Annotated in this window: 12 protein-coding genes; 4 read left to right on the top strand and 8 right to left on the bottom strand. The window is 62.8% G+C overall.

Annotated features, from left to right (window positions below; all coding sequences use genetic code 11):
* Positions 1-29: 29 nt before the first annotated feature.
* The 5 genes from ACNFBT_RS17595 to ACNFBT_RS17575 all read right to left on the bottom strand — a co-directional run bounded on the left by ACNFBT_RS17595 (position 30) and on the right by ACNFBT_RS17575 (position 6,138).
* Complete coding sequence (locus ACNFBT_RS17595; RefSeq protein ID WP_416751724.1) at positions 30-1,118, bottom strand: polyamine ABC transporter substrate-binding protein; 1,089 nt, start codon at positions 1,116-1,118, stop codon at positions 30-32.
* A gap of 226 nt (positions 1,119-1,344) precedes the next feature.
* A complete protein-coding gene (locus ACNFBT_RS17590; protein ID WP_416751459.1) occupies positions 1,345-2,445 on the bottom strand; it encodes a polyamine ABC transporter substrate-binding protein in 1,101 nt (366 codons plus the stop codon).
* A 117-nt stretch (positions 2,446-2,562) separates the two neighbouring features.
* Positions 2,563-3,927, bottom strand: coding sequence for an aspartate aminotransferase family protein (locus ACNFBT_RS17585; RefSeq protein ID WP_416751457.1), 1,365 nt, complete (start codon positions 3,925-3,927; stop codon positions 2,563-2,565).
* Positions 3,928-3,989: 62 nt separating this feature from the next.
* Positions 3,990-5,348, bottom strand: coding sequence for a glutamine synthetase family protein (locus tag ACNFBT_RS17580; RefSeq protein ID WP_243803987.1), 1,359 nt, complete (start codon positions 5,346-5,348; stop codon positions 3,990-3,992).
* 40 nt (positions 5,349-5,388) lie between these two features.
* Positions 5,389-6,138: a gamma-glutamyl-gamma-aminobutyrate hydrolase family protein gene (locus tag ACNFBT_RS17575; protein WP_416751454.1), complete on the bottom strand. Its 750-nt coding sequence runs from the start codon at positions 6,136-6,138 to the stop codon at positions 5,389-5,391.
* Positions 6,139-6,416: 278 nt separating this feature from the next.
* Between ACNFBT_RS17575 and ACNFBT_RS17570 the strand changes: the two genes are divergently transcribed.
* The 4 genes from ACNFBT_RS17570 (at position 6,417) to aguA (ending at position 11,183) form a co-directional block, all read left to right on the top strand.
* Positions 6,417-7,793 (top strand): glutamine synthetase family protein, encoded by a 1,377-nt coding sequence (locus tag ACNFBT_RS17570; protein WP_416751452.1) that lies wholly within the window; start codon positions 6,417-6,419, stop codon positions 7,791-7,793.
* A 240-nt stretch (positions 7,794-8,033) separates the two neighbouring features.
* Positions 8,034-9,095, top strand: coding sequence for a polyamine ABC transporter substrate-binding protein (locus tag ACNFBT_RS17565; protein WP_416751451.1), 1,062 nt, complete (start codon positions 8,034-8,036; stop codon positions 9,093-9,095).
* Between the two features lie 55 nt (positions 9,096-9,150).
* Entirely contained in the window at positions 9,151-9,792 is a 642-nt protein-coding gene (locus tag ACNFBT_RS17560; RefSeq protein WP_416751449.1) for a TetR/AcrR family transcriptional regulator, read from the top strand.
* Between the two features lie 281 nt (positions 9,793-10,073).
* Positions 10,074-11,183 (top strand): agmatine deiminase, encoded by a 1,110-nt coding sequence (aguA, locus tag ACNFBT_RS17555; protein ID WP_416751447.1) that lies wholly within the window; start codon positions 10,074-10,076, stop codon positions 11,181-11,183.
* An 84-nt stretch (positions 11,184-11,267) separates the two neighbouring features.
* On the opposite strand, the gene ACNFBT_RS17550 is transcribed toward aguA, so the two are convergent.
* The 3 genes from ACNFBT_RS17550 to ACNFBT_RS17540 form a co-directional block, all read right to left on the bottom strand.
* The gene (locus tag ACNFBT_RS17550) at positions 11,268-12,632 is read right to left on the bottom strand and encodes an OprD family porin (protein ID WP_416751445.1); all 1,365 of its coding nucleotides are present in this window, start codon (positions 12,630-12,632) and stop codon (positions 11,268-11,270) included.
* A gap of 546 nt (positions 12,633-13,178) precedes the next feature.
* Positions 13,179-14,537 (bottom strand): OprD family porin, encoded by a 1,359-nt coding sequence (locus tag ACNFBT_RS17545; RefSeq protein WP_416751443.1) that lies wholly within the window; start codon positions 14,535-14,537, stop codon positions 13,179-13,181.
* Between the two features lie 829 nt (positions 14,538-15,366).
* A complete protein-coding gene (locus tag ACNFBT_RS17540; protein WP_416751441.1) occupies positions 15,367-16,488 on the bottom strand; it encodes a polysaccharide biosynthesis/export family protein in 1,122 nt (373 codons plus the stop codon).
* Positions 16,489-16,502: the final 14 nt, after the last annotated feature.

Genomic DNA, 16,502 nt, shown 5'->3' with positions numbered 1-16,502 from the left:
GCGCGGATGAATCCCGGAAAGACCCGGGTTTACTTGCCCGACTTGATCTTGGTCCAGGAACGGGTCATTAGGCGCAGGATCTTCGGCGGCAGCTCATGCTGCACGAAGAGTTTGTCGAGAACCTCCTGGGGGGGGTACACCTCAGGATTGTTGCGCACGGACTCATCCATGAATTCGCCAGCCTTGGGGTTCGGGTTGGCGTAACCGACGTAATCGCTGACCTTGGCGATCACTTCGGGCTTGAGCAGGTAGTTGATGAACGCATGGGCGGCCTTGGGGTTGGAGGCATCCTTCGGAATGGCGAGGATGTCGAACCACAGGTTGGCGCCTTCCTTGGGAATGGCGTAGGCGATGTTCACGCCCTTGCCGGCTTCCTTGGCGCGGTTGGCGGCCTGGAATACGTCACCGGAGAAACCGGCCGCAACGCAGATGTTGCCGTTGGCCAGGTCGGAAATGTACTTGGAGGAATGGAAGTAGGTGACGTACGGCCGCACCGCCATCAGCTTCTCTTCCACCTTCTTGTAGTCGTCCGGGTTGGTACTGTTGGGGTCCAGCCCCAGGTACTTGAGCACAGCCGGCATCATCTCGTCGCCCGAATCGAGGAAGGCGACGCCGCACTGGCTGAGCTTTTTCATGTTCTCAGGCTCGAACAGCACGGCCCACGAATCGATCTTGTCGACACCCAGAACGGCCTTGACCTTGTCGACGTTGTAGCCGATGCCGTTGGTGCCCCACAGGTACGGCACGCCGTACTGGTTGCCCGGGTCGTTGGCCTCGAGCTGCTTCATCAGGTGCGCATCGAGGTTCGACCAGTTGGGCAGCTGGCTCTTGTCCAGCTTCTGGAACGCGCCCGCCTTGATCTGACGGCCGAGGAAGTGGTTGGACGGCACGACCACGTCATAACCGGTGCGACCGGCCAGCAGCTTGCCTTCCAGGGTCTCGTTGGAGTCGAAGACGTCGTACACCGGCTTGATGCCGGTTTCCTTCTCGAAATCGGCCAGGGTGGTCTCGCCGATGTAGTCCGACCAGTTGTAGATATGGACGGTCTGCCCCGCCTGGGCCAGCGAGGCCAGGCTGAATACGGAGACTGCGGCGATCAGGGTTCTGCGGAAGGGAATGCGCACACGTTAGTCCTCTCGTTGTCCTAATTTCTTCTGTCGGTTGGCGGCGACGGCCGTTCCGTGGATAGCGCCAAAGCCTTCAGGAGCGCGAGAGCGCCTCGACTTGCGCAGCCATTCCACTGATGGAAGCTACGGAGTTCCTGCCGGGAGAACGGGGGAGCGAACTCCCCCGCCACCTACCCGGTACATCGGCCGGCGCGCGAACGCGCCGGCGACTACCCGATTACTTGCCGGACTTGATGGTGGTCCAGCTGCGGGTCATCAGACGCTGGGTCTTCGCCGGCAGATCCGGGAAGGCGTACAGCTTCTTCATCACCTCGTCGGTCGGATAGATACCCGGGTCCTTGCGGATGGCTTCGCTCACCAGAGGAGTAGCGGCGGAGTTGCCGTTCGGGTAGGAAACGGTATCGCTGATCTCGGCAATGACTTTCGGCTCAAGCAGGAAGTTGATCCACTTCAGCGCGCCTTCCGGGTTCTCGGCATCTTTCGGGATGGCCACGGTGTCGAAGAACGCACCGGCGCCTTCCTTCGGAATGTTGTAGCTGACCTTCACGCCGTTCTTGGCTTCTTCGGCGCGGGACTTGGCCTGGTAGACGTCCCCGGAGTAACCGATGGCCACGCAGATGTTGCCGTTGGCGATATCGGAGATGTACTTCGAGGAGTGGAAGTAGGAGATGTACGGACGGATCTTCAGGAACAGATCTTCTGCCGCCTTCAGCTCTTTCGGGTCCTGACTATCCGACTTGTAGCCCAGGTAGTGCAGGGCGGCCGGCAGCATTTCGGTCGGCGAATCGAGGAAGCTCACGCCGCACTGCTTCAGCTTCTCGATGTTTTCCGGCTTGAAGACCAGGTCCCAGGAGTCGACCGGAGCGTTGTCGCCCAGTACAGCCTTGACCTTGTCCGGGTTGTAGCCGATGCCGATGGTGCCCCACAGGTAGGGAATCGCGAACTTGTTGCCCGGGTCGCTGATTTCCAGGGTCTTCATCAGATCGGGGTTCAGGTTCTTCCAGTTCGGCAGCTTGGACTTGTCCAGCGGCTGATAGACGCCAGCCTTGATCTGCTTGGCCAGGAAGGAGTTGGACGGAACCACGATGTCATAACCCGACTTGCCGGCCAGCAGCTTGGCCTCCAGCACTTCGTTGCTGTCGTAGACGTCGTAGACGACCTTGATCCCGGTTGCTTTGGTGAAGTTGTCGGTAGTGTTCGGAGCGATGTAGTCCGACCAGTTGTAAACGTGCAGCACTTTGTCATCTGCCTGCGCCATACCAGCCACAGCGCCCGCCAGAGTCACAGCGAGCAGGGATTTGCCGAGGGTGTTGAACATGCGGGTAGCTCCGTTTGTTTTTTTGATGTTCCGGGTGGCGTGGACAGTTCGATCCGTCACCACCCGGTGAGCCTGGCCAACGCACAGGCGCAGTCTGTCAAAGGTCCGGTGAAAGACTCAAGACAGAACGGCTGCGGCGGTTTGATCGAGGCACTTGCGCGCCAGGGTGATCAGGTCATCGATCTGCGATTTTTCGATCACCAGAGGTGGCGAAATAATCATAGTGTCTCCGACCGCGCGCATGATCAGGCCGTTGCGGAAGCAGTGCTCTCGGCACACCATCCCCACGCCCTTCTCGAAGCGCTCACGGGTTTTCTTGTTCTTCACCAGCTCCAGTGCTGCCACCAGACCGACGCCGCGCGCTTCGCCTACCAGGGGATGGTCGGCCAGCTCCTGCCAGCGTTTCTGCAAATACGGTGCCGTTTCAGCCTTCACTCGCTCGACGATCTTCTCTTCCCGCAGGATGCGGATGTTCTCCAGCGCGACAGCCGCCGCAACCGGGTGACCAGAGTAAGTGAAGCCGTGGTAGAACTCCCCACCCTCATTCAGGGTATGGACGATTTCGTCGCGAACGATCACGCCACCCATGGGGATGTAGCCGGAAGTCAGGCCCTTGGCGATCGGCATCAGGTCCGGGGCGTTGCCGTAGTACTGGCTGCCGAACCATTCGCCGGTACGGCCGAAGCCGCAGATGACTTCATCGGCGATGAACAGGATGTCGTACTTGGCGAGGATCTCGCGGATCTTCGGCCAGTAGGTTTCCGGCGGAACGATCACGCCGCCCGCGCCCTGAATGGGCTCGGCGATGAAGGCGGCGACCTTGTCTTCGCCCACTTCCAGAATCTTCTTCTCCAGCTGCTCGGCCGCCCAGACGCCGAACTCTTCCGGCGACATGTCGCCACCCTCGCCGTACCAGTACGGCTGCGGGATGTGCACGATGCCCGGAATCGGCAGGTCGCCCTGCTCGTGCAGCGCCTTCATGCCGCCCAGGCTGACGCCCGCGACGGTGGAGCCGTGATAGCCGTTCCAGCGGCCGATGACCACTTTCTTCTGCGGCTGGCCCTTGATGGTCCAGTAGTGGCGAACCATGCGCAGCACGGTGTCGTTGGACTCGGAGCCGGAACCGGTGAAGAACACGTGGTTCATGCCTTCCGGGGCGATGTCGGCGATAGCCTTGGCCAGTTCCAGCGCCGGCGGGTGGGCGGTCTGGAAGAACAGGTTGTAGTAGGGCAGTTCCTGCATCTGCTTGTAGGCGGCTTCAGCAAGTTCCTTGCGACCGTAGCCAACGTTCACGCACCACAGGCCGGCCATGCCATCGAGGATCTTGTTGCCCTCGCTGTCCCACAGATAGATGCCTTCGGCCTTGGTGATGATGCGAGCGCCCTTCTCGTTCAGCTGCTTGTAGTCGGTGAACGGAGCCAGGTGGTGTTCGCGGCTGAGCGCCTGCCAGTGTTGGGTCTGGGCGCTGGTCTGGATAGTCATCTTGATAAAAACCTCTCTCTAAGTAACACGAGGCCCGGACGGGGTTCCGGGCCCCACGCCGATCAGACGGAAAGCAGGAGGAACTCGCGTTCCCAGGAGCTGATTACCCGCTTGAAGTTCTCGTGCTCGGCGCGCTTGACCGCGACGTAACCACGAATGAACTTGTCGCCCAGGTAACTCTCCAGGGTCTTGCTGCCTTCCATGCGTTCCAGCGCCGCCTCGATGGTCAGGGGCAGACGCAGGTTACGCCGTTCGTAGCCACGACCCTTGACCTGGGCACTGGGCTTGATGCCTTCGACCATGCCGATGTAGCCGCACAGCAGACTGGCGGCCAGGGCCAGGTAGGGGTTGGCATCGGCGCCGGCCAGGCGGTTTTCCACACGGCGGTTCTCCGGGTTGGAGTCCGGCACGCGCAGGCCGACGGTACGGTTCTCTTCGCCCCACTCCACGTTCACCGGCGCCGACGTGTCGGGCAGGAAACGGCGGAACGAGTTGACGTTCGGGGCGAACAGCGGCAGGGCTTCGGGAATGAACTTCTGCAGACCGCCGACGTGGTGCAGGAACAGTTCGCTCATGCTGCCGTCGGCGTTGGAGAAGATGTTCTTGCCGGTCTTCAGGTCAACGATGCTCTGGTGCAGGTGCATCGCACTGCCCGGTTCGCCGGTCATCGGCTTGGCCATGAAGGTCGCGGCCACGTTGTGCTTGAGCGCCGCTTCGCGCATGGTGCGCTTGAACACCACGATCTGGTCGGCCAGGTCCAGGGCATCGCCATGACGGAAGTTGATTTCCATCTGCGCGGTGCCTTCTTCGTGGATCAGGGTGTCCAGATCCAGGCCCTGCAATTCGCACCAGTCGTACATGTCCTCGAACAGCGGGTCGAATTCGTTCGCCGCGTCGATGGAGAAGGACTGGCGGCCGGTCTCCTGGCGGCCGGAACGGCCTACCGGAGCCTGCAGCGGGTAGTCCGGGTCGTCGCTGCGCTTGGTCAGGTAGAACTCCATCTCCGGCGCGACGATCGGCTTCCAGCCCTTGTCGGCATACAGCTTGAGCACGCGCTTGAGCACGTTGCGCGGCGACAGCTCGATGGGGTTGCCCATCTTGTCGTAGGTATCGTGGATGACCATCGCGGTCGGTTCGATGGCCCACGGGACGAGGAACACGGCATTCTCGTCCGGGCGGCAGACCATATCGATGTCGGCCGGGTCCAGCAGGTCGTAATAGATGTCGTCCTCGACGTAATCACCGGTCACGGTCTGCAGGAGAACACTCTCCGGCAGGCGCATGCCTTTCTCGTTGAGGAATTTGGCAGTCGGCGCGATCTTGCCCCGGGCAATCCCGGTCAGGTCGGCGATCATGCATTCCACCTCGGTGATCTTGCGTTCCTTCAGCCAGCTGCTGAGCTGGTCTAACTTGGTAGTCATAAAGACCTCAGGGTTTGAGAGCCGGGCACCAACGCCAGGCTCAACGGTTCCCCGCCCTCTTGCCGCAGGCCTTGCCGAAGGCCTGGAAGATAGCGAGATAGTTGGGGTTCGTTTCGACCTGCCACTCCGGGTGCCACTGCACACCGACGGCAAAGTCCACACCTTCGACGGAGAAGGCTTCAACCAACCCGTCAGGCGCCAGAGCTTCTACACGAAGGCCGGGCGCCAGACGTTCAACGCCCTGGCCGTGAATGGAGTTGACCTGGAACTGCGAGGGTAGCCCGATACCGGCGAATACGCCGCCCGGCTGCACGCTCACCGCGTGCCGCAGTCCATACTGAACTTCGAGCGGCTGGTTGGCCGGCTCGCGGTGATCCATGAAGCCTTCGACCTGGTGCACCTTCTGGTGCAGCGTGCCGCCGAAGGCGACGTTCATTTCCTGGAATCCGCGGCAGATGCCCAGCACCGGAATCCCGGCCGCGACGGCGCGGCGAATCAGCGGCAGCGTGGTGCTGTCGCGCGCGGGATCATGAAGAGTGCCGGCTTCGCTTGCGGAGCCACTATAATGATGAGGTTCGATATTCGACGCCGAGCCTGTGAACAGCAGGCCGTCGAGTGCGGCCAACATGGCTTCCTGGTCGATGGCATCGCCCAGGGAGGGAATGATCACCGGAATGCCCGAGGCCCCGGAGATCACAGCTCTGAGGTATTTGTCGCCAGTGACGTGGTAGGGTTTCGAACCGATCTGCTTGAAGCAGGCGGACACGCCGATTAACGGCAGGCGAGTCATGAGGCACCCGTGTTTGTATGTGTTATGGGCTTGAGGCCGAGCTTAGCCTTGTTCATTTTTTTACACAATAGGGATGTAAAAAATCAAACACGCCCGACTGAACAGCCCGCCAGCCAAGGCTCTCCGTCTACCTGAAGCGACCTGAAACGCCCCAGAATCGGCCCATCGCAACTGCGACGCCCCATTTTGGTGCGACATTGACAACCCTTGCCAATTCGGATTGACTCACACCTCAGCCTTCGAATGATTGAAATTTTTAACAATAAAGGTGTTGCATCATGTCGGTACCCCAGAGTGCCGTTTCGCTTGAAGAAGCGAGTGAGTTCCTGAAGGAACACCCCGAGGTCCAGTTCGTCGACCTCCTTATTGCAGACATGAACGGTGTGGTTCGCGGTAAGCGCATCGAACGCACCAGCCTGCCCAAAGTCTATGAGAAGGGCATCAACCTCCCCGCTTCTCTCTTCGCTCTCGACATCACCGGCTCCACTGTAGAAAGCACTGGCCTCGGCCTGGACATTGGCGACGCGGACCGCGTCTGCTTCCCGATCCCCAACACCCTGGCCATGGAACCCTGGCAGAAGCGCCCGACCGCGCAGCTGCTGATGACCATGCACGAGATGGAAGGCCAGCCGTTCTTCGCCGACCCGCGCGAAGTGCTGCGCCAGGTGGTGCAGCGCTTCACCGACATCGGCCTGACCATCGTCGCGGCCTTCGAGCTGGAGTTCTACCTGATCGACCAGGAGAACGTGAACGGCCGTCCGCAGCCGCCGCGTTCGCCGATCTCCGGCAAGCGTCCGCAATCGGTCCAGGTCTACTCCATCGATGACCTCGACGAGTACGCCGACTGCCTGCAGGACATCATCGACGGCGCCCGCGCCCAGGGCATTCCGGCCGACGCCATCGTCAAGGAAAGCGCCCCGGCACAGTTCGAAGTCAACCTGCATCACGTTGACGACGCCCTGAAGGCCTGCGACTACGCGGTCCTGCTCAAGCGCCTGATCAAGAACGTCGCCTACGACCACGAGATGGATTCGACCTTCATGGCCAAGCCCTACCCGGGCCAGGCTGGCAACGGTCTGCACGTCCACGTCTCGCTGCTCGACAAGGACGGCAAGAACATCTTCACCAGCGAGGATCCCGAGCAGAACGCCGCGTTGCGCCACGCGATCGGCGGTGTGCTCGAGACCCTGCCGGCGTCGATGGCGTTCCTCTGCCCGAACGTCAACTCGTACCGCCGTTTCGGTTCGGCCTTCTTCGTGCCGAACGCACCGAGCTGGGGCCTGGACAACCGTACCGTCGCCCTGCGCGTTCCCACCGGCGCGCCGGAAGCGGTGCGCCTGGAGCACCGTGTCGCCGGCGCCGATGCCAACCCGTACCTGCTGCTGTCCGCCGTACTGGCCGGCATCCACCACGGCCTGACCAACCAGGTCGAGCCCGGTGCGCCGATCGAAGGCAACGCCTACGAGCAGCTGGAACAGAGCCTGCCGAACAACCTGCGCGATGCACTGCGCGAGCTGGACGACAGCGATGTGATGAACAAGTACATCAGCCCCGAGTACATCGACATCTTCGTCGCGTGCAAGGAGCACGAGATGCAGGAGTTCGAATATTCGATCTCCGACCTCGAGTACAACTGGTATCTGCATACCGTTTAAGTGGTAACGAAACGCCGGCCCTTGTGCCGGCGTTTCTTTGTGCCTCTGGCACATCCCGGGGACTGCGACATCGCAACGGCGAGAGGGGCGCCGTGGCGGCCCATGCGCGCACCTCCTTTTTGCTCGCGATGTCTCCATCCGCCCGCTCGGGCGTCCATCGCGTCTGTCGTGCTTTGCTGTTGCGCCATCAGCGGCTCCGGCCGCACCCGCTGACATGTGGTCATATCAGGGAGATCGCCAATGCCACGCCTGTACGCCTTGCTGCTGTTGCTGCTATGCCCGTTGTCCGGATGGGCCGAGCAGGTCATCCGCGTCTACAACTGGAACGACTACATCGCCCCCGAAGTGCTCAAGGACTTCGAGAAGGACACCGGCGTTCGCGTCGAGTACCACACCTACAGCACTGACGAAGAACTTCTCAAGGCACTGGACCAGGGTGAGCACATCGACGTCGCGGTGCCCTCGCACAACGACCTGCCGGCGCTGATCCGCAAGAAGCTGATCCGCCCCCTGGATTTCGCCAAGCTCCCCAACCGCAGCCACCTCGATAGCCAACTGCTGAGCAAACTGGCCGCGGTAGACCTCAACAACCAGCATGCCGTGCCCTACCTGTGGGGCGCCGTGGGCCTGGCAATCAACCAGCCGGAAGCCGAGAAGGCCTTCGGCGGTAAACTGCCCGACAGCTGGAGCCTGCTGTTCGACCCGCAGCAGAGCCAGCGCCTGAAGACTTGCGGCATGAGCCTGCTGGACGCGCCGGACGAAGCCTTCTCGGTGCTGATGAACTACCAGGGCCGCAACTTCGCCCGCAGCGCCCCGTCGCAGATCCGCCGCGCCGGCGAGGTGCTCACCCAGCTGCGCCCGAACCTGCGCTACATCGACAGCGAGCGCTACATCCAGGACCTCAACAGCGGCAAGCTGTGCGTCGCCATGGCCTGGGTCGGCGATGCGCTGAACGCCGCCAACGCCGGCCAGCCGGTGCGTTTCGTGGTGCCCCAGGAAGGCTCGGTACTGTTCATCGACAACCTGGTAATCCCGACCACGGCCGAACAGCCCGACCTTGCGCACAAGTTCATCGACTACCTGATGCAACCCAAGGTCGCCGCGCAGATCACCGCCGCCACCCTCTACCCCAACGGCAACAAGGACTCCGCGCAGTTCCTCGACGCCGCCCTGCGCGACCAGCCCGGCCTGTACCCCGACCAGGAGACCAAGCGCCGCCTGTTCGCCCTGGAAACCGCGCCGGAGAAGACCGCACCGGTGATCACCGAGCTCTGGGGCAAACTGCGCGCCGGCGGCAGCTGACTTGCCGAGCGCACCGGAGCTGGCGTCCAATAGCCGCCCAGCTCCGGAGACCGCCATGCCCGCTCACTCTCCCACTCGCAAACCCCGCGCCAGCAGCCAGGCGCGCATCGCCGTGATCCTCGATGCAGCCCGCGCGCTGCTGGCCGAGAGCGGCGCGGCGAGCCTGTCGATCTATGCGGTGGCCGAGCGCGCACAGATACCGCCCTCCTCCGTCTACCACTTCTTCCCCAGCGTGCCGGCCCTGCTCCAGGGCCTCACCAGCGACGTCCATGCCGCCTTCCGCGACTGCCTGGAACAACCCGTCGACCACGCCGTCCTGCGCGACTGGCGCGATCTCGCGCGCCTGGTCGAGCAACGCACCCTCGCGGTGTACGCGGGCGATGCCGCCGCACGCCAGCTGATCCTCGCCAGCCACGGCCTGGCCGAAGTCACCCAGGCCGACAGCCAGCACGACGTGCAACTGGGCGCAGCGATGCGCCAGCTGTTCGAGCGCCACTTCGAACTGCCGCCGCTGCCGCAGGACATCGAAGTCTTCAGCCTGGCCATCGAGCTGGGCGACCGTGTCTACGCCCTTTCCGTGCAACGCCACGGGCGGATCACCGAGCGTCTGGCCGAGGAAGGAATGCGGGTGATCGACGCCTACCTTTCGCTGTACCTGCCGCCCTGCCTGCCGAAGCGGGCCACGCCCCTGCCATGATTCGATATTCGATTTTTATCCGATAAATATCCGGATAGGCGGCTGAAATATTTCAAAATCGCCCTTCATAAACCGATTTTTATCGGCTATAAATTCTCCCACCCTGGGAGAAGCCCAACGCGACGACGCAACCGCCCGCCTATACTGGCCCCTTGCGACTCACGACGGCGACGCCCTCTCGAATGACACAACCCACTGCGTAGGATGGCTGGAGCACGGCGATACCCATCGATAAGTATCCGCATTGCCCATCCCTCGAAGCCCTCACCAAGGATCGCCCCATGACCACTCTGACCAGCACTCCCCGCGCCGATGGCTTCCGCATGCCGGCGGAATGGGAACCCCATACCCAGACCTGGATGGTCTGGCCCGAGCGTCCGGACAACTGGCGCCTGGGCGGCAAGCCCGCGCAGGCCGCCTTCAGCGCAGTGGCCCGCGCCATCGCCCGCTTCGAGCCGGTGACCGTCGGCGTTTCCGCCGGCCAGTACGAGAACGCCCGCGCCCAGCTGGCCGACGCGACCAACATCCGCGTGGTGGAAATCAGCAACGACGACGCCTGGGTGCGCGACACCGGCCCGACCTTCGTCACCGACGACAAGGGCGAAGTGCGCGGCGTGGACTGGACCTTCAACGCCTGGGGCGGCCTGGAAGGCGGCCTGTACTTCCCCTGGCACCGCGACGACCAGGTGGCGAGCAAGATCCTCGGCATCGAGCGCAGCGCCGGCTACCGCACCGAAGGCTTCGTGCTCGAAGGCGGCTCGATCCACGTGGACGGCGAAGGCACCCTGATCACCACCGAGGAATGCCTGCTCAACCACAACCGCAACCCGCACCTGAGCCGCGAAGAGATCGAGGCCATGCTGCGTGATCACCTGGCCATCGACACCGTGATCTGGCTGCCGGACGGCCTGTTCAACGATGAGACCGACGGCCACGTGGACAACTTCTGCTGCTACGTGCGCCCGGGCGAAGTCCTGCTGGCCTGGACCGATGACGTCAACGACCCGAACTACGAGCGCTGCCAGGCCGCCATGCGCGTGCTGGAAACCGCCCGCGACGCCAAGGGCCGCCAGCTGACCGTGCACAAGATCGTCATCCCCGGCCCGATCCACGCCACCCAAGCCGAATGCGAAGGCATCGACATGGTGATCGGCACCCAGCCGCGCGACCCGTCGATTCGCCTGGCCGGTTCCTACGTCAACTTCCTGATCGTCAACGGCGGCATCATCGCCCCGCGCTTCAACGATCCGGCAGACGCCGAGGCCGAAGCCACCCTCAAGCGCATCTTCCCCGAGCACGAAGTGGTCATGGTGCCGGGCCGCGAAATCCTCCTGGGCGGCGGCAACATCCACTGCATCACCCAGCAGCAGCCGGCGCCGCAGAAGCGCTGATTCGCTTTCATTGAAAAGGCCGTCGCCCCGTGAGGAGCGACGGCCTTTTTCATTGAGCAGGAAACACCTCTGCAGGAGCGAGGATTACAGCAGCGGAATGCTGTAGCTGACGATCAGGCGGTTCTCGTCCTGATCACGCTGAGCGGCAGTGCCTGGAGCGGCGCTGGCCGGCAGGCCGCTGCGTAGGGAGGCGTTCTTCCAGGCGAAGCCCAGGCCCTTCAGATTGCCGTCCGGAATCACGTAACCCAGGCTGATGTCGCGCTCCCACTCGCTCTGGCTGCCGTAGGCGGTATCGATGTTGTCGCCACGCAGGTAGATAGTCTGGAAGCTCAGGCCCGGCACACCCAACGCAGCGAAGTCATAGGCGTAGCGCGCCTGCCAGGTGCGCTCGCCGGCGTGCTGGAACTTGCCGATCTGCACGTCGGTGGTCAGGTACGAGGAAGCGCCGTCGCCATCGTTGATGAACGGAAAGTCGCTGTCGCCGGACAGCACCTGGTGCCCGGCACTGAAGCTGTGGCCCTTGATGCTGTAGGTGAACAGGCCGCTGAAGGCGCGGTTATCCACCTTGCCCTTGGTGATGCCGTTGCCGTAGTAGCCGGTGGTGTAATAGGAAAGGTCGTTGCCGTTCTTGCCGTCGCTGCTGCTGTGGAAGTAGCGCAGGTCGCTTTTCAGCACGCCCTCGCCAAGCGCCCAGTTGTGCTGCAGGCCGAGGAAGTGCTGTTTGTAGAAGTCCTTCAGGTTGCCGTAGTAGTACTGCAGGGTGGTGTCCTTGCCGACCTTGTAGTCGCCACCGGCGTAATAGAACTTGTTGGTGAACTGGCCGGACTGGGCGTTGTTGGCGCCCGCGATGGACAGCCCCTGGTCCGAGTTGCTGGAGTTACGCCCCTTCATGTGTTCGAGCTGGCCGCCCACCAGGGTCAGGTTGTCGATCTCATTGGAGGTGATCTGCCCGCCGCTGAAGGTCTGCGGCAGCAGGCGGCCGTCGTTGTAGGTCACCACCGGCAGCTTGGGCTGCAGGGTGCCGTAACGCAGCTCGGTGGCCGAGACCTTGGCCTTGCCGGTCAGCCCCAGGCTGGAGAAATCATCCACCGCGCGGCCATCGCTGTCGGTAGGGAATACGGTGCCGCCGAACGCCTTGCTCTGCGGGTTGTAGTGCTTGCCCTTGCCGCTGTCGAGCTTCACGCCGAGCAGGCCGAGCGCATCGACGCCAAAGCCGACCGGGCCTTCGGTAAAGCCGGAGGCGTAGTTGAGCATGAAGCCCTGGCCCCACTCCTCCTGCTTGCTCGGCGCAGCGGAGCCATTGCGGTTGTCGTTGTTGATGTAGAAGTTGCGCAGGCCGAGGCTGGCCTTGCTGTCTTCGATGAATCCATCCGCGAGCGCGGATTGGGCAAGGCCCGCAGCGGCGATGGCCACGGCCAGGCTGGCGCGATTGAGTGTGCGGTAGTGCATTGCGGTTCCCCATGAACATGTTCGTGCAGTGCGTCATCGGCAGGCGGCCAGCGGCATTCGCGGCGGGATGGATGACGGCGGTCCTGATCACGACGGCGGGGAGAAGGTGAAAGTCGACGCCAGCATGGGAGACCTGAAGGGCGATCTGCGCCGCCTTGTCGCTCCGCTGATGGCCGGCTGCGCTCGATCGTCAAGGCAGGCGGCATCCGCTGCGTCACTCCATCACCGGAAGGCCTGCTCGATGCCCTTCCCCGGGTCCGCGCGACCGGCGCCACGATAAGAGAAGGCCCGGCGGCGGGAGGGAAATCGGCCTGCACTTGGCGGCCTGTTGCGCAATCTTTGACCAGGCTCACGCTTGGATTTTCAGCCGGGCACGAGCGGCCCCGAAAATGAATGGGAAGTGTCCGAGCACAGCGGGTAGAACACGGATTGGACCAGGGAAATTTCGCCGGATAGAGCCCCGTACGGCGTCCTACAGAAAAGCACCGCCATGAAAAAAGCCGCCGCCTCTTGCGAGGTCGGCGGCTTTTCGTCAGGACGCGAGGCTTACAGCAACGGGATGGTGTAGCTGACGATCAGGCGGTTCTCGTCCTGGTCACGCTGGGTCGCGGTGCCCTTGCCTGCAACCGGCAGGCCGCTGCGCAGGGCAGCGTTCTTCCAGGTGAAGCCCAGGCCCTTGAAGGCGCCGTCCGGAATCACGTAGGCCAGGGAGACGTCGCGCTCCCACTCGCTCTTGTCGCCGTACTTGGTGTCGATATTGTCGCCATGCAAGTACAGGGTCTGGAAGGTCAGGCCCGGAAGGCCGGCCTGGGCGAAGTCATAGCCATAGCGGACCTGCCAGGTACGCTCGCCGGCGCGCAGGAACTTGCCGATCTGCACGTCGGTGATCAGGTAGGCGGTGGCGCCGTCACCGTTGTTGATGAACGGGAAGTCGCTGTCGCCGCTGAGCTGCTGGTAGCCGGCGCCGAAGCTGTGGCCGCTCAGGGTGTAGGTGAACAGGCCGCTCCAGGCGCGGTTGTCGACCTCGCCCTTGGTCACGCCGTTGCCATAGTAACCGGTGGTGTAGAAGTTCTTGTCGTGGCCGTTCTTGCCGTCGTCGCTGCTGTTGAAGTAACGCAGGTCGGACTTCAGCACGCCCGGACCGATCGCCCAGTTGTGCTGCAGGCCGAGGAAGTGCTGTTTGTAGAAGTCCTGCAGGTTGCCGTAGTAGTACTGCAGCGTCAGGTCCTTGGTCAGCTTGTAGTCGGCGCCGCCGTAGTAGAACTTGTTGACGAACTCGCCAGTGCGGGCGTTGTTGGCGCCGGCGATGGACAGCCCTTCGTTGTTGCTGGAGCTGCGCCCCTTCATGTGCTCCAACTGGCCACCGATCAGGGTCAGGTCCTTGAACTCGTTGGACGTGACCTGGCCGCCGTCGAAGGTCTGCGGCAGCAGGCGGCCGTCGTTGTAGGTGATTACCGGCAGCTTCGGCAGCAGGGTGCCGTAGCGCAGCTCGGTGGCGGACACCTTCAGCTTGCCGGTGGCGCCCAGGTGGGAGAAATCGTCCACCGCGCGGCCATCGCTGTCGGTGGGGAAGACAGTCCCGGAAAAGTTCGAGCTGGTTGGGTTGTAATGTGTGCCCTTGCCGCTGTCGAGGCGAACCCCGAGCAAGCCCAGCGCGTCGACGCCGACACCGACGGTGCCCTCGGTGTAGCCGGAGGTGTAGTTGAGCAGGAAGCCCTGGCCCCACTCTTCCTGCTTGCTCGGCGCGGCGCTGCCGTTGCGGTTGTCGGTGTTGATGTAGAAGTTGCGCAGGGTGAGGCTGGCCTTGCTGTCCTCGACGAACCCGCCGGCGATGGCCGACTGGGCCAGGCCCGCGGCAGCGATGGCGAGCGCCAGGCTCGATTGCGTGAGAGTGCGGCTTTTCATTGGATTTCCCCCATTTATTGATCTTGGAAAACAGGCCATTCAGCGTGACAACCAGCTCCCCCGGAGCCCTACTGAACGGCAAGCAGCGGCCATCGCGTGTACGTGCGAACACGCGCGGCTACGGTCATTCAGTGGTAATGCAACGCGCCCCTAGACAGGGGTGATGCGCAGGCAGGCAGGCGGGAAGGCAACGGCTGAAAGGGACGGCATGGGTCTGTTCTCGTGTCTTGTTGTCGTGGCGATGCGTGGGGCATGCACCACTGGCTAGGCAATCCCCAGGCCAACCGGCCGTGCCTGCCCGATCCCCCGAAAAATCTGCCTTTCAGACTTGTCAGCGGATATTTTCCTTCAGACCACTAAGCGGGAAACCGCCACGAACATCGTCCATCCCGGCGGGAAACCGCCACCCCAACCGCACTTGCCAACCGTCCTCGCGACAGCGCTGGGGCAACGATAAAAGAAGCTCTATAAATCAAAAAAGAATTAATTATTACTATGTAATTTCCTTATGGAATATAGGATAGCACGCCGACACCGCTCGGGACTGCACCTCTGACGAGGTACCTCGGTTGAGCGAATGATCCGATCGAGGGTTTCCAGGGGCGGAAAAAAGAAACCCGCCCGTGCTGCAACACGGGCGGGTTATGGGCATTGCTAGGGGATGCCCAAGAAAGTGCAGAATCACGGAGCTGAGTTCTGCTAGTCCGAAAGAGCGTGCACAACCCTGTGCAACCCGGCGAATGATCGCCAGCCAGGCATTCGGCCGTCCATGTGGCCAGTCCGATTGCCAGGTACGAATTTTCCTTTCGCTTTAAGGCGTGCGCCCCGGTTACTTGTGGCCGACGGTGGCGCTGGTGCCGATGAAGGATGCCGACGGCAGCAGCTGGCTGATGAAGCGGTTCCACCGGGTGATGTTGGCCGGGCCGATGAACACCACATCCTGGGGCTGCATGGCGAAGTCACGGGCCAGGGCGAAGGCCGTGGGCTTCTTCGCTTCCAGGTGGAAGACCTGTGCCGTGAGGGCGTTCTGGCCACCATTGGCGCCCGGCTGCAGATCGCCGGCGCGGATCACGTAGACGGCGTCGGCATCGGAAGTTTCCTGGCTGAGGCCGCCCGCGTTGCCCAGCACTTCCAGCAGGCTCAGGCCGGTGGTGCGGTAGGTCACCACGGTCGGCTGGTGCACCTCGCCCACGATGTAGACTTTCTTGCGGTCGTTGTAGGGCAGGTGGATCTGGTCGCCGTTCTTCAGGTAGACGCCGCTCAGGCTGGAGCCGCTGCGGTTGAGCGCGTCGACGTCGATCAGGTACTCACGCCCGTCGCGCTTGAGCGTCAGCCCCGAGAGGTCCGCTTCGCCGGCCACCACGCCGGCCTTACTCACCGCCTGCACCAACGTCGTCGGCGTGTTGTTCAATTCCACCTGCCCGCCATTCTGGAAGGCCCCGGACATTACGATGCGCTGGCTGGCGTAGCGCAACACGGTCACGTCCACCTGCGGGTCGACGATGCCTTTCTTGGCCAGCCGGCTGGCCAGTTGGCTGCGCAGCTGCGTCGGCGTCCGACCCTGCGCCATCACGGTACCGGCGTAGGGGAAGAAGATATTGCCGTCGGCGCCGACCACGCGGCCGTTGGCTTCCATCTGCTGCGTCGAGCCGGGGCTGGTCAGTTCCGGGTGATCCCAGACGGTGACCAGCAGCACGTCCCCTGCGCCGATCACGTATTCACCCTGCTGCGGTTTGTAGTTGAGCAGCTCCGCCGGCAACTGCTGATTGGCACGGGCCATGTCCTGGCTTTGCAGCACCTGCGGGGTGATGGGAACGAGGGTGATGCGCATGCCTTGGTCCCGCGCCTCTTTCTCGATATCGGAGTCCGTCATGTGCTGACCGGGGGAAAATACACAGCCTTGTAGCGTCAGACTGCCGACAACAAGACCGATCACGAACAGAGTTTTCATGGCGATCATTCCTT

It is taken from the genome of Pseudomonas sp. NY15181 (assembly GCF_048068055.1).
In the GTDB taxonomy this organism is placed as follows: Bacteria; Pseudomonadota; Gammaproteobacteria; order Pseudomonadales; family Pseudomonadaceae; genus Pseudomonas.
The sequence above is the reverse complement of the archived record's forward strand: the minus strand, read 5'-3'. Positions and strand labels throughout refer to the sequence as shown.